The following is a 14,970-nucleotide window of genomic DNA, read 5'->3' on the forward strand; positions in this document are numbered from 1 at the left end:
GGGCGGTTTGGACGGGGATTTTTACTCCCTTTCACTTTATTATCTGCTTTACAAAAGCGGTAAAAGTTACCTTTTTTGCAGATAATATTGCTTTTATAGTTTTACTTCCATTTGGGCAATTTTTAGCCCAATTCTCTTGCGCCTTGGTTATCTACTTTACAAACGTGGACGAAGCCTTCGTTGTTTTGTAGATAATGATTTTCCAAATAAGTGGCCACTTTGCTGGCGGTGTTTAAATCTGGTGCGATAGCAAACATTGTTGGGCCTGAGCCTGAAATGCCAGAAGCCAGTGCGCCAAGATCGCGTACCGCTTGTTTAACTTCAGCGAAGTTTGGTAATAGTGCTTCACGATAAGGTTCTGCGATCACATCTTTCATCATATAGGCGGCTAAGGCTTCTTGCTGTGTGTGGCAAGCGTGAACAAAGCTCCCTAAATGGCGACCGTGGGTAATTACATCTTGTCTGGTGTAGCTTTTCGGCAAAATGGCTCGTGCTTCTGAGGTAGAAACCTCAATACCTGGGTATGCCAACACCCAATACCAGTTATCAAAAAATGGCAACTGCTGACAAATATTGCCAAGCGATTGTACCATTAATTGCACCCCACCTAAATAACAAGGGGCAACATTGTCATAATGAATTGAGCCTGAAATACGCCCCTCCAATTCGCCCATCATTTCTAATAATTCCATTTTGGAAAACGGTTCATCGTGGAATTTGTTTAATGCCACCAAAGCAGCCACAATGGAACAAGCACTTGAGCCAAGCCCTGAGCCAATCGGCATATTTTTTTCGAGCGTGAGGCGGAGAGGCTTCACTTTAACGCCACGCAATTTTAACCGTTCACTGAACAGAACGTAGGCTTGATAGACGATATTTTTTGTGGTTCTTTGGGTAATTTACGCACAAAATAACCCGCACTTTCTAGCTCAAAGCCTTGGCTGATTGCCTCCACTTGCACCACATCGCCCAATAATGAGCCATCAATTGGGGACACCGCCGCCCCCAATGTATCAAAGCCCACGCTGATATTCGCACTAGATGCAGGGGCGTAAATTCGTAACATAAATGCTCCTTAATTATGTAATGTTCTTAAAATATCAGCGAAGATCCCTGCCGCAGTTACCGCATTTCCTGCCCCATAACCACGCAATAATAATGGGATTGGCTGATAGTAGCGGGTGTAGAATGCTAAGGCATTTTCACCATTTTTTACTTTATACAGTGGATCATCTTGCCCGACTTCTACAATCGACACTTTGCATTTGCCGTTTTCAATTTGTCCAACATAACGCAGTACTTTGCCCTCTGCTTTCGCTTTTTCCACGCGAGCTTTAAATTCTGCATCAAGCTGTGACAACATTGCCATAAATTCGTTAACTGATTTGCCTTCCGCAAAACCTTTTGGCAACACGCCCTCTACTTCCACATCGCTTAATTCTAATTGTAAGCCTGCTTCACGAGCTAAAATAAGCAATTTTCGCGCCACATCTTGTCCTGAAAGATCATCACGCGGATCCGGTTCAGTAAAGCCTTTTTCACGCGCTAATGCGGTAACTTCTGAAAGCGATAGTCCTTCTTCCAACTTGCCAAAAATAAAGGAAAGCGAGCCAGATAAAATGCCACTAAAGCGGATTAATTCGTCCCCAGCAGCCAATAAATTTTGCAAGTTTTCAATCACTGGCAAGCCCGCGCCCACATTGGTTTCATACAAGAATTTATGCTGGCTTTTACGCGCATCTTCACGCAATAAATTATAGTACTCGAGTTCTCTGGTGTTGGCTTTTTTGTTTGGCGTAACCACGTGGAAACCCTCGCTTAAAGCACGCGCATACAAGCCTGCAACACTTTCCGCTGATGTGCAATCCACAAATACGGGGTTTACAACGTGGTGCAATTTAATAAAAGAAAGCAACACATCAAAATCAGAGGGCTGTGTGGCATTTTCCAAATCTTCTTGCCAGTGATCCAGATTTAAGCCATTGGCATCAAGTAACATTTTATTTGAGTTTGCAATGGCACAAACGCGGATCTCAATGTCCTTTTTTGCTAAATAATCTCGCTGATTTTTTACCTGCTCAATTAATTCACTCCCTACGCCACCTACCCCAACGAGAAAATATCCACCACTTTTTTGTTATTAAAAAGGGCTTGGTGCGTTGCTTTCACCGCTTCAATGGCTTTATTTTGTGGCACTACGGCAGAAATAGAACGCTCAGAAGATCCTTGTGCAATCGCTACAATGCTGATATTTGCTTGTGCTAATGCGGAAAAGAAATGGGCAGCAATCCCTTTCGCTTGACGCATTCCCTCGCCCACCACGGAGATGATGGAAAGATCTTTGATCACTTCGATTTCTTCTAAATCTTGGTTTTTCAGTTCTTGGGCAAATTCCACTTCCAACGCATTTTTTGCCACCTCTGCTGCTTTTACAGGCACACAGAAACTGATGCTATATTCAGAAGAAGATTGGGTAATTAAAATCACCGAAACGCCAGCTTTTGACATTGTAGAGAACACGCGAGCGGCCATTCCCACCATTCCTTGCATTCCCGGCCCTGACACATTAAACATCGCCAAATTATCAAGGTTGGTGATCCCTTTTACTTGTAATTGTTCTGATTGCGCATTGCTGTCGATAATTGAGCCTTTGGCATCTGGATTACCTGTATTTTTAATTAAGCAAGGAATATTAGCTTGTGCTAATGGCCCAATGGTGCGTGGGTGAATCACTTTCGCCCCGAAATAAGAGAGTTCCATTGCTTCACGGTAAGAAAGACTTGGCAATAAACGTGCATCAGGCACAAGGCGTGGGTCGCAGGTAAACACGCCGTCCACATCTGTCCAAATTTCACACACAGAAGCATTTAAACAGGCAGCAAGGCACGCGGCGGAATAATCTGAACCATTACGACCGAGTAAAACAAGTTCCCCTTTCTCATTGCCCGCAGTAAAGCCTGCCATTAACACTACATTTTTCGGCGGAATACTTGCCGCATCAATGCGTTTGGTGGATTCTTCAATATCCACCGAAGATTCTAAATAACCACCTTGTGCTAAAAGTTTTTCCACGGGATTAATCACCGTAACTTGATAGCCACGGGCTTCAAACCAGGCTTTCATCATTGCGATAGACAACTTTTCCCCGCGACAATCAATGGTCGCTTTCACTGCGTCATCTAACACGCCTTTAGCACGAATTTCTGCTAAAAGCTCGGCGATTTGAGCAAATTCCGCATCAATCAGGGCTTTTGTTCCTGCGAGATCAAAATTTTCATTTTCGGCATATAAGCCATTAATAATGGTATAGAAAATTTCAAGTGCTTGATTAAAATCGGTATCAGTTGGTAGGTTTTGGCTTGCTTTTTCAGAAAGGGCGACAAGGTAATTTGTGATCTTAGCGGGGGCCGATAACACGCCAGCGGCTTGCTCTTCTAAATGGGCTTTTTCGATCAGCCGTGCCGCTTGTGAAAAACGTTCTGGATTTGCCAGCGAAGTGCCACCAAATTTTAATACTCGCATAGAAATTCTCCTCAGTATAAATGTTGTGAATGCAAAAAATGCTTATAAAAAACCCGCACTTTGTAATGCGGGTTTTCTGTGATCCTGTTTTTAACGCACTAACCCGCCCCATTCATCGTAATGGTAATAATGGTGGTGGTCATAATAATTGCCATTGTGCGTTGCATTGTTGTGATTTTCCTAACAAAAATAATGGTGTTAGAAATACCGAAATTTTCACGCCTTGTCAAACAGAAAATGAATAATATAGAATGATTTTGTTAAAATAATGCGAAACTTCATAGGATATAGGTAAGCCCACAATGACAATTCAACAAAATTTACAACAGGTGCAAACACAAATCCAACAAGCGTGCGAGCAAGCTCAGCGAGCCAGCACGGATATCACTCTATTGGCGGTGAGCAAAACCAAGCCCGTAGAAGCCATTTTGACTGCCTACCAAGCGGGACAACATCAATTTGGCGAAAACTATGTGCAAGAGGGGGTAGAAAAAATTCAGCATTTTGAGGGGCAAGGTTTCGATCTCGAATGGCATTTCATCGGGCCGTTGCAATCGAATAAAAGCCGTTTAGTGGCGGAACATTTTGATTGGATGCAAACCCTCGATCGTGCCAAGATTGCCGATCGTCTTAACGATCAGCGTCCCCACTACAAAAAACCGTTGAATGTGCTGATTCAAATTAATATTAGCGATGAAAGTAGTAAATCAGGCATTCAACCTGCGGAAATGCTCGATTTGGCAAAACACATCAAAAATCTACCGCACTTATGTTTGCGTGGCTTGATGACGATCCCCGCCCCAACGCAAAATATCGCTGAGCAAAAGCAGGCCTTTAGCCAAATGCAACAGCTTTTCCAGCAATTAAAAACCGCGTTGCCCGAATGTCAAATTGACACCCTTTCAATGGGAATGTCTGATGATCTCACCAGTGCCATTGAATGCGGTGCGACAATGGTACGCGTTGGCACGGCGATTTTCGGTGCAAGGGACTATAGCAAATAAGCGAAATTTAAGACAAAACTCTGTAATGCTTTTTCCCCCTAATTATGGCATAATGCCTACAATTTTTTGCTGATTGGAGATGATTATGCGAATTTTACATACAATGTTACGCGTGGGCGATTTAGATCGTTCGATTAAATTTTATCAAGATGTGTTAGGTATGCGTTTATTGCGCACCAGCGAAAATCCAGAATATAAATATACCCTTGCTTTTTTAGGTTATGACGATGAAGACAAAGCTTCTGTGCTTGAATTAACCTACAACTGGGGCGTACACGAATATGAACTGGGCAATGCTTACGGGCATATCGCTATCGGCGTGGACGATATTTATGCCACTTGCGAAGCCGTTCGCCAAGCAGGCGGAAAAGTTACTCGTGAGCCGGGCCCAGTAAAAGGCGGCAAAACAGTAATTGCCTTCGTGGAAGATCCTGATGGTTACAAAATCGAGTTTATCGAAAATAAAAATGCACAAGCCGGATTAGGCAACTAAGTTAAAATAAACGGTTAAAAAGTGCGGTGGAAATTTTCGCAAAATTTTACACCGCACTTTTTATCTCACCTTTGATCTGATAGTCCATAATGTTATGACAACAAGCGAACCCATTAATTATAATTTGCTAAAAAACCGCTTTCGTGGCTACTTGCCCGTGATTATTGATGTAGAAACCGCAGGCTTTAACGCAAAAACTGATGCGTTACTTGAAATCGCCGCTATTACGGTAAAAATGGACGAAAATGGGTTCTTATTGCCAGATCAAAAGTGCCATTTTCATATTCAACCTTTTGAAGGGGCGAATATTAATCCTGATTCACTCAAATTTAACGGCATTGATATTGATAACCCCTTACGCGGTGCGATTTCGGAAAATATCGCCATTAGCGAATTATTCAAAATGGTGCGTCAGGCGCAAAAACAAGCGGAATGCCAACGTTCCATTATCGTGGCACATAATGCCACCTTCGACCAAAGTTTCTTAATGGCGGCGGCTGAGCGCGTGCAAGCCAAACGCAATCCATTCCACCCTTTTGGAATGTTTGACACCGCCACATTAAGCGGATTTATGTTCGGTCAAACGGTATTGGTGAAAGCCTGCCAAGCGGCGAACATTCCTTTTGATCATAAACAAGCGCATTCCGCTTTATATGATACAGAACGCACCGCAGAATTATTCTGTTATATGGTAAACCATCTCAAACAATTAGGTGGTTTTCCCCATCAAATAACAGAATAAGTGCGGTAATTTTTTTATAAATTTTCTTTTCTCTTAAATAAGGACAATGCAATGTTACTTTCCAATCCTGTTGTGATTTCTATCATTGTATTGCTTGCGTTAAGTTTATTGCGCATTAACGTGGTGATTGCTTTGATCATTTCCGCGCTAACCGCAGGCTTATGCAGCAATTTAACAATGAGCGAAACCATTCAAACCTTTACGGGTGGCTTAGGCGGCGGCGCTGAAGTGGCGATGAACTACGCTATTTTAGGTGCATTTGCTGTGGCAATTTCTAAATCAGGCATTACCGATTTGCTCGCTTTCAAAGTGATTCAAAAACTCGGCCATTCGCCAAACGGGCTTTCAATGGCAACGTTTAAATATTTCATCTTGGCGGTGTTGGTGATTTTCTCCATTTCATCACAAAACTTATTGCCTGTGCATATCGCCTTTATTCCTATTGTGATCCCACCACTGCTCGCCATTTTCAATAAATTGAAAATTGACCGCCGTGCCGTGGCTTGTGTGCTAACTTTCGGTTTAACCGCCACTTATATGCTCTTGCCAGTGGGATTCGGGAAAATCTTTATCGAAAGCATTTTGGTGAAAAATATTAACCAAGTGGGCGCACCGCTCGGCTTACACACCAGCGTTGGCGAAGTTTCCCTTGCAATGATGTTACCGGTGATTGGAATGATTTTAGGTTTACTCACCGCCGTGTTCATCACTTATCGCAAACCAAGAGAATATGCCGTTTCAGACAACAACCTTAGCACGCAAGAAATTGAACAGCATATTGCGAACATCAAGCCGTTCCACGTTATTGCTAGCATTGTTGCGATTGTGGTTACTTTCGGTTTACAACTTTTCACTGATTCCACCATTATCGGCGGTTTAGCAGGTTTAATCATTTTCGCCGTTTGTGGCATTTTCAAACTCAAAGAAAGCAACGATATTTTCCAACAAGGCCTACGCCTAATGGCAATGATCGGCTTTGTGATGATTGCTGCATCAGGCTTTGCTGCGGTGATTAACGCCACTGGCGGCGTAACCCAATTAGTGGATACATTCAGCCAAGGCTTAGGCGCAGACAACAAAGGATTAGCCGCATTATTAATGTTAATTGTGGGCTTGTTTATCACAATGGGGATCGGATCCTCTTTCTCTACGGTGCCAATCATCACCTCAATTTATGTGCCACTATGTTTAACCCTTGGATTTAGCCCATTAGCCACGGTTTCTATCGTAGGCGTGGCCGCCGCACTCGGTGATGCAGGCTCCCCAGCTTCCGACTCCACACTCGGCCCAACATCAGGCTTGAATATGGACGGCAAACACGATCACATTTGGGATTCTGTCGTACCTACCTTTATTCACTACAACATTCCATTAATTATTTTCGGCTGGTTGGCTGCAATGTATTTATAAGCAATGTTAGATAGAAGATAGACAGAAAAAGGACATCACAAGATGTCCTTTTTTATGCGATAATTTCCGCGCTACCCAATCTCACTCAATCAATATTGAACGGAAAAATGAACAAAACTCAACTCATTCAAGCGTTACGCCAAAAAATTTCGCAATGTTATCAGCAATATCCAATGCCTGATACAGAGAAAATTTATGCAAAATTTGACCGCACTTTATTTAGTGAAGATTTCCAGCTATTCAAATTTTATCGTGCCGAATTAGACAACACCCTTGCTCAAATCGCACGTTTGCAAGAAAACGAACAGGCTCAATGTCAATTTTATAGCGAAAAACTGCTTGCCCAGTTACAAGCCCTGCTAGATGCCATAAAACAACAGAAATCAAGAAAAACAACGCAGCGTAATCCCACAAAAGCGCCACTCAGCGCAAAGGATAAGCAGCAACACGCCATTCATCGCCTGCCGCCAAGGGAACGCTTAGAGAAATATTACGAAGCCCTACAAGCCTTAAATGCAAAAATTGAGCAGCAACAAGATCAGTATTTTCAAGCCCAAGAAGAATTGGAAAAACAACGGCTCCAACAGCTCATCGCACACACCCAACAACGCCGCGCACGCTGTTTGGAAGCCATTGAATTATTGGAAGGATATTTAGCTTTAGAACAGTCGCAAAAGAATGACAAATAGCTCAAATGCTAACAATGATTGAATATAAAAAAACGCTTTCTTACTGAAAGCGTTTTTTATTATTTTGGCTTGGTTTATTTTGTATAACGTCTAAACACCAATGTTGCGTTTGTGCCGCCGAAGCCAAAGCTGTTTGACATTACGGTATTTAAGCCCGCGTTTTCTTTGGTTTCTGTTACGATGTTCATTCCTTCCGCTTGTGGATCGAGGGTTTCGATGTTTATGCTTGGGGCGATGAAATCGTTGTCTAACATTAGTAAGGTGTAAATGGCTTCGTGTGCACCAGCCGCACCTAGTGAATGGCCTGTCATTGATTTTGTTGATGAAATGGCTGGTTTTTCATCACCGAAAACATTTTTGATCGCACCTAATTCTTTCACATCACCCACTGGCGTTGATGTGCCGTGTACGTTGATGTAGTCAATAGGAGTATCTACTGTTGCCATTGCTTGTTTCATACAACGTTCCGCGCCTTCGCCGCTTGGTGCAACCATATCATAACCATCAGAAGTTGCGCCATAACCCACGATTTCCGCATAGATTTTTGCACCACGCGCAAGGGCGTGTTCTAATTCTTCAACCACAACCACAGCGCCACCACCTGCAATCACGAAACCATCACGGTTTGCATCATAAGCGCGCGAAGCTTTTTCTGGGGTATCGTTATATTTGGTGGAAACCGCACCCATTGCGTCAAATTCGGTGGCACATTCCCACGATAATTCTTCTGCACCGCCTGCAAAAACAATGTCTTGTTTGCCTAATTGAATTAATTCTAAAGCGTGGCCGATACAATGGGCAGAAGTGGCACAAGCAGAACTGATACTATAATTCACGCCACGGATTTTGTAAGGGGTGGCTAAACAAGCTGATACACTTGATGCCATCGTTTTGGTTACCGCATAAGGACCAACCGCTTTCACACCACGCGGGCCACGCACGGCATCACAAGCGATAAGCTGATTGTGCGCAGAACCTGTTCCTGCACCAATCACTAAACCGGTGCGATCGTTAGACACTTGTTCTTCTGTTAAGCCTGCGTCTTCAATGGCTTCTTTCATTGAAAGATAAGCATAAGCCGCCGCATCGCCCATAAAGCGATAAACTTTACGATCAATCAATTCTGAAGGTGTAATTTTGAGCGTACCTGCGATATGGCTACGCATACCCATTTCCACAAATTCTGGCACTAACTCAATGCCTGATTTACCCGCTTTTAATGAAGCTAATACTTCTTCTTTATTGTTACCAATACTGGAAATGACACCGAAACCAGTAATCACCGCTCTTCTCATAGATTATTCCTTTTGCGTTGAAAGAGTAAAAAATACAGTCGGTCGCTAACTTACTACGAAATGAAAATATTGCAAGCATTTCTTTGAAGGTTCGACCAATCCCGAAAATTTCGCTATTATAGCAAACTCGAATAGCACAACAAAGACGCCAGCAAAGATGTTTAAACTTAATCACGCAGAGATTTACTTTAATCAAGAAAACACGCCCGTTTCCCACCAATTTGATGATGTCTATTTTTCTAACCAAGACGGTTTGGAGGAAAGTCATTATGTATTTCAACAAGGAAATGCGCTGTGGGAACGTTGGCATCAGTTTAACCAAGGGCATTTTGTGATTGCCGAAACTGGCTTTGGCACAGGGCTGAATTTTTTTGCTGTTACCCAGCTTTTTCGTCAATTTCGTCAAGCCAATCCGCATAGTCCGCTGAAACGCTTGTTTTTTATTCTTTTGAAAAATATCCGCTCAATCCAACACAACTAGCCCAAACTCATCAGCCTTATCCTGAATTTGCCGATTTAAGCACGCAACTTTGTCGCCATTGGCAGCCGATGATCACAGGCTGCCAGTGTTTTCATTTTGCCGAAACCACGTTGGATATTTGGTTTGGTGAGATAGCGGAAAACCTGCCGCAACTGGGTGATTATATGCAAAATCGCATTGATGCGTGGTTTTTAGATGGCTTTTCGCCGAGTAAAAATCCGCAAATGTGGAATGATCAGCTTTACAACGCAATGTTTGATTATTGCAAACCTAACGGCACATTTGCCACTTTCACCGCTGCAAGTGCGGTGCGAAAAGGCTTAGAAAATGCAGGATTTATCGTGCATAAACGCAAAGGCTACGGTAAAAAGCGTGAATGTTTAGCAGGGGTAAAACCCGAAAACTCCGCCAAAAACCACCGCACTTGCGCAATGTTAACCCCTTGGTATTTTCCACAAGCGGCTCAAATGAATGAAACGCAAGACATCGCCATTATCGGCGGCGGTATTGCTTCTGCCTTTACCGCGCTTTCTTTATTACAACGTGGCGCGAATATCACGCTTTATTGTGAAGATGAGCAAACCGCGCTCAACGCGTCAGGCAACAAGCAAGGGGCATTTTATCCGCAGCTGAGCGATGATGATGAGCGTAACATTCGTTTTTATATTCACGCGTTTTTATATGGGCAACAGCAACTGCATTGGGTGATTGAGCAAGGCATTGAATTTGAACGGGATTTTTGCGGCGTGGCGCTCTGCGCTTATGATCATAAAAGTGCGGTGAAATTAGACAAAATTTCTCACTTAGATCTGCCCGAAGCCTTATTTCAACGTCTTTCTCAAGCGGAATTGAGCGAGAAAGTCGGTTTGCCACTGCCTTGCGATGGCGTATTTATTCCACAAGGCGCTTGGCTTGCGCCTCGTCAGTTCGTGCAAAATTTATTTGCTTATTTACAAAAGCGTGGCGTAACGATAAAAACTTCGCAAAAAATCACCGCACTTTCTCAACAAGGCGAAGGCTGGGCGCTGACTAATTCACAGGGTGAAACCTTTTCTCATCAGATCGCCATTATTGCTAACGGACATAAGCTCAAAGACTTTAGCCAAACCGCACAACTACCCGTTTACCCTGTGCGTGGACAAGTGAGCCAAATTCCTACCACAGCACAGCTAAAACACCTTAAAGCGGTGCTTTGCTATGACGGCTATCTCACCCCTGTAGATCAAGAAAAAAGTAGCCATTGCATTGGAGCAAGCCACGTTCGTGATAATCAAGATCGTCAATTTAGCCAACAAGAACAGCAAGAAAATCAGCACAAAATTCAGCAAAATCTTTCGGGTGTAGAATGGGTGAATGAGATTGATACCTCGGGCAACTTGGCGCGTGTCGGTGTACGTTGCTCCGTGCGCGATCGCATTCCTATGGTGGGCAACGTGCCAAATTTCGCACAGCAAGTAGAAGACTATAAAAATCTCTTTAATCTACGCCGCCGCAAACAGCCTATTCCGCCTGCGGTAATTCATCACAATCTTTATTTAATCGGTGCATTAGGCTCAAGGGGATTAACGTCCGCGCCTTTGCTTGGTGAAGTGCTAGCTTCATTAATTTATGGCGAACCTTTGCCGTTAAGTGAAGATATTTTGCATCAGCTCAGCCCAAATCGTAGCTGGATAAGAAAATTGCTGAAAGGCACGCCAGTAGCGTAAACAAAAAGGCGAACATTAGGTTCGCCTTTTTTCTATTTTCTATCATAATTTGCGATTATTATTTCACGCGCGCGCCTGCTTTCGCACCAGAATCTACATCAAGCAAGAATAAATCTGCACCGCCCGTGCCTGCGGAAAGGATCATTCCTTCTGACATACCAAATTTCATTTTGCGCGGTGCAAGGTTGGCGACCATAATCACCATTCGGCCTTCCAGATCTTCTGGTTTGTTGTAGGCTGCTTTAATGCCCGAGAACACTTGACGCTGTTCCACGCCTAAATCTAGGATAAATTTCAATAATTTATTGCTTTCGGGCACGGCTTCGCATTTCAGTACTTTGGCAACACGCAAGTCTAATTTGGCGAAATCATCAATGGTGATGGTTTCTTCAAAAGGTTCAAAATCTGCTGCATTTTGCACCGCACTTTTTTTTTTCTATACTACTTTGCGGATTGAGTTGAGCATTTTCTGCTTTTGATGCGTCGATCATTTGCTCAATTTGTTTCATATCTAAACGAGAGAACAAGGCTTTAAACGGCGCAATTTTGTGAGCAAGCAACGGTGTTGCAAGGTTATCCCAAGTAATTTCTGTCTGTAAGAAGGCTTCAGCACGCTCGGCTAATTTTGGTAGCACAGGTTTTAAGTAGCCCATTAATACACGGAATAACTCAATACCCATTGAGCAAACTTGTTGCAATTCTTGCTCGCGACCTTCTTCTTTGGCAATGACCCAAGGGGCTTTTTCGTCAATATATTTATTGGCTTTATCCGTTAATGCCATAATTTCACGAATGGCTTTGCCGAATTCACGGTTTTCGTAATAAGCTGCAATGTGATCCGCTTGTGAAGTAAATTCAGCGAATAAAACAGGATCTTGCAAGCTGGCCGCTAATTCCCCTGCAAAACGTTTTTGGATAAAGCCTGCATTGCGTGAAGCAAGATTGACTAATTTATTTACCACATCGGTATTCACGCGCTGGACAAAATCTTCCAAATTGAGATCTAGATCGTCAATGCGGTTGCCTAATTTTGCCGCATAGTAGTAGCGTAAATATTCGGGATCAAGGTGTTTTAAATAGGTTGCCGCTTGGATAAATGTACCGCGAGATTTCGACATTTTCTCGCCATTCACCGTAACATAACCGTGTACAAAAATATTATCAGGCTTGCGTAATTCTGCCCCTTCTAACATTGCCGGCCAGAATAATGAGTGGAAGTACATAATATCTTTACCAATAAAATGATAAAGCTCAGCTTGGCTGTCTTTATTCCAGAAACTATTAAAATCAATATCACCTTTGCGGTTGCACAGGTTTTTGAAAGACGCCATATAACCAATCGGCGCATCAAGCCAAACATAGAAATATTTATTTTCTGTACCCGGGATTTTAAAGCCGAAGTAAGGCGCATCACGAGAAATATCCCATTGTTGCAGCCCCGCTTCAAACCATTCTTGCATTTTATTCGCCACTTCTTGTTGCAATGAACCAGAGCGAATCCACGCTTTCAACATTGCTTCAAAACTTGGTAAGTCAAAGAAAAAATGCTCACTTTCTTTCAACACAGGCGTTGCACCCGATACCGTAGAACGCGGATCGATTAATTCCGTTGGGCTGTAAGTGGCAGAACAAACTTCACAGTTATCGCCATATTGATCAGGGGATTTACATTTTGGACAAGTGCCTTTAACAAAGCGATCAGGCAAGAACATCTGCTTTTCAGGATCGAATAATTGCGAAATAGTACGGCTTTTGATAAAACCATTTTCTTTTAATTTGTTGTAAATGCTTTCTGCTAGCTCGCGATTTTCTTCGCTATGGGTTGAATAATAATTATCAAAACTAATGTTAAAGCCTTTGAAATCTTCAACGTGTTTTTGTTGCACATCGGCGATTAACTGCTCAGGGGTAATGCCCATTTGATCGGCTTTAAGCATAATTGGCGTGCCGTGCGCATCATCAGCACAAACAAAATAAATTTCGTTGCCACGCATACGTTGGAAGCGCACCCAAATATCGGCTTGGATATGCTCAAGCATATGTCCTAAATGAATCGGACCGTTTGCATAAGGCAATGCGCAAGTGACTAAAATTTTACGAGGTGAATTTGACATTATCTGTTACCTTTATCATCAGAAAAATTGTGCTGAATTTTACCTTATTGGCGGTATTTTTCCAGTTCAAGGCGGTTTATCTCAATTTATACTTAACAGCACCGCCTTGCCGTGTTTAAATATACCCACAAATTTACTCAACTATTCTCTAACCATTTACTTAACAGCGACTTAACAATAGGAAATAATGATGAGCATTCATTTTTCAGCGAATTTAAGCGAGGCTCAACAAGCCGAAATTCAACAATTATTCCAACAATTTCAACACCCTAGCTTACAACGTGATTTAATCACTCTCAATGCGATCAAAAAAGTAGAGCTAGGTGCAGGCGTTTTACGCATTGAAATCACAATGCCTTTTGCGTGGAACAGTGGTTTTGAACAATTAAAAGCAGCGCTAACCAATGCACTAGAAAAAATCACTCAATCCACAGAAGTAAAATGGGTGCTGAACTACCAAATCGCCACCTTAAAACGCGCCAATAATCACCCAGCGGTAAAAGGCATCAAAAATATTATTGCAGTAAGTTCAGGCAAAGGCGGCGTGGGTAAATCCACCGTTTCCGTCAATTTAGCCTTAGCCTTACAAGCACAAGGCGCAAAAGTTGGCTTGCTCGATGCGGATATTTATGGCCCGTCTGTCCCCCATATGCTTGGCGTGGCAGATCAGCGCCCGACTTCGCCAGACAACAAACATATTAACCCTATTGAAGTGTATGGATTACGCACCAATTCCATTGGCTATTTGATGGAACCTGATAACGCCACCATCTGGCGTGGCCCAATGGCAAGCAGTGCGCTAAGCCAGCTTTTACAAGAAACCTTATGGGCGAAAGACGGCGTGGAGCTAGATTATTTAGTGATTGATATGCCACCTGGCACAGGTGATATTCAGCTTACACTCTCACAACAAATCCCTGTAACTGGCGCGATTGTGGTGACCACACCGCAAGATATTGCTTTAATTGACGCGATTAAAGGCATTTCAATGTTCCAGCGCGTTTCTGTCCCAGTGCTTGGCATTGTGGAAAATATGTCTGTGCATATTTGTAGCAACTGCGGTCATCACGAACCTATTTTTGGTACAGGCGGGGCAGAAAAAATGACGGAAAAATATCAAGTAAAAGTGCTTGCACAACAGCCATTACATATCCGCTTGCGTGAAGATATGGATAACGGCAAACCAACGGTGGTTTCCGCACCAGACAGCGAAATTGCCCAATCTTTCCTACAACTCGCCGAAAAAGTTGCCAGCGAGCTTTATTGGCAAGGCGAAATTATTCCAAGCGAGATTTTATTTAAAGCGGTGGAATAAAAATAACATAAGCAAAAAGAGCGGTGGTTTTTCACGGAGTTTTAAGTGGTTAAAAATTTGTGGAAAAGTACCGCTCTTTATTATTTGTTATTTAGTTCATTATTGTTGGCTGATTACTTATTTCTTTATGATAAATAACAGGTTTCGCCGTTGGCGACTTCCTTTCTTTTGCTTACCCAAAAGAGAGTAAGCAAAGAAA

8 protein-coding genes and 4 pseudogenes are annotated in these 14,970 nt (G+C 42.8%); 8 read left to right on the forward strand and 4 right to left on the reverse strand.

Features of this window, described 5'->3' with window-relative positions; translation table 11 throughout:
- Positions 1–122: 122 nt before the first annotated feature.
- Both thrB and thrA read right to left on the reverse strand, forming a co-directional pair.
- Positions 123–1,066, reverse strand: a pseudogene (gene thrB, locus C3Z13_RS09975) (homoserine kinase).
- A gap of 9 nt (positions 1,067–1,075) precedes the next feature.
- Positions 1,076–3,522: pseudogene (gene thrA, locus C3Z13_RS09980) on the reverse strand (bifunctional aspartate kinase/homoserine dehydrogenase I).
- Positions 3,523–3,560: 38 nt separating this feature from the next.
- On the opposite strand from thrA, the gene C3Z13_RS11540 reads away from it, so the two are divergent.
- From C3Z13_RS11540 to priC, 6 genes are all read left to right on the forward strand, one after another.
- The gene (locus tag C3Z13_RS11540; RefSeq protein WP_146256894.1) at positions 3,561–3,767 is read left to right on the forward strand and encodes a hypothetical protein; all 207 of its coding nucleotides are present in this window, start codon (positions 3,561–3,563) and stop codon (positions 3,765–3,767) included.
- 57 nt (positions 3,768–3,824) lie between these two features.
- Complete coding sequence (locus tag C3Z13_RS09985) at positions 3,825–4,526, forward strand: YggS family pyridoxal phosphate-dependent enzyme (RefSeq protein ID WP_103855819.1); 702 nt, start codon at positions 3,825–3,827, stop codon at positions 4,524–4,526.
- Between the two features lie 85 nt (positions 4,527–4,611).
- The gene (gene gloA / locus C3Z13_RS09990; protein ID WP_103855820.1) at positions 4,612–5,019 is read left to right on the forward strand and encodes a lactoylglutathione lyase; all 408 of its coding nucleotides are present in this window, start codon (positions 4,612–4,614) and stop codon (positions 5,017–5,019) included.
- Between the two features lie 94 nt (positions 5,020–5,113).
- Positions 5,114–5,761 (forward strand): ribonuclease T, encoded by a 648-nt coding sequence (gene rnt, locus C3Z13_RS09995; RefSeq protein WP_103855821.1) that lies wholly within the window; start codon positions 5,114–5,116, stop codon positions 5,759–5,761.
- A 51-nt stretch (positions 5,762–5,812) separates the two neighbouring features.
- The gene (locus C3Z13_RS10000) at positions 5,813–7,171 is read left to right on the forward strand and encodes a Na+/H+ antiporter family protein (RefSeq protein ID WP_103852752.1); all 1,359 of its coding nucleotides are present in this window, start codon (positions 5,813–5,815) and stop codon (positions 7,169–7,171) included.
- 107 nt (positions 7,172–7,278) lie between these two features.
- Positions 7,279–7,860, forward strand: a complete 582-nt coding sequence (gene priC, locus C3Z13_RS10005; RefSeq protein ID WP_103855822.1) for a primosomal replication protein PriC — start codon at positions 7,279–7,281, stop codon at positions 7,858–7,860.
- 74 nt (positions 7,861–7,934) lie between these two features.
- On the opposite strand, the gene fabB is transcribed toward priC, so the two are convergent.
- Positions 7,935–9,155 (reverse strand): beta-ketoacyl-ACP synthase I, encoded by a 1,221-nt coding sequence (gene fabB / locus C3Z13_RS10010; protein ID WP_103855823.1) that lies wholly within the window; start codon positions 9,153–9,155, stop codon positions 7,935–7,937.
- A 157-nt stretch (positions 9,156–9,312) separates the two neighbouring features.
- Between fabB and mnmC the strand changes: the two are divergent.
- A pseudogene (mnmC, locus tag C3Z13_RS10015) lies at positions 9,313–11,342 on the forward strand (bifunctional tRNA (5-methylaminomethyl-2-thiouridine)(34)-methyltransferase MnmC2/FAD-dependent 5-carboxymethylaminomethyl-2-thiouridine(34) oxidoreductase MnmC1).
- Positions 11,343–11,400: 58 nt separating this feature from the next.
- Here the strand turns inward: mnmC and metG are convergent.
- Positions 11,401–13,456 (reverse strand): annotated as a pseudogene (gene metG / locus C3Z13_RS10020) (methionine--tRNA ligase).
- Between the two features lie 190 nt (positions 13,457–13,646).
- Between metG and apbC the strand changes: the two are divergent.
- Positions 13,647–14,771, forward strand: coding sequence for an iron-sulfur cluster carrier protein ApbC (gene apbC / locus C3Z13_RS10025; protein WP_103855824.1), 1,125 nt, complete (start codon positions 13,647–13,649; stop codon positions 14,769–14,771).
- Positions 14,772–14,970: the final 199 nt, after the last annotated feature.

It is taken from the genome of Avibacterium endocarditidis (assembly GCF_002921145.1).
GTDB lineage: Bacteria > Pseudomonadota > Gammaproteobacteria > Enterobacterales > Pasteurellaceae > Avibacterium > Avibacterium endocarditidis.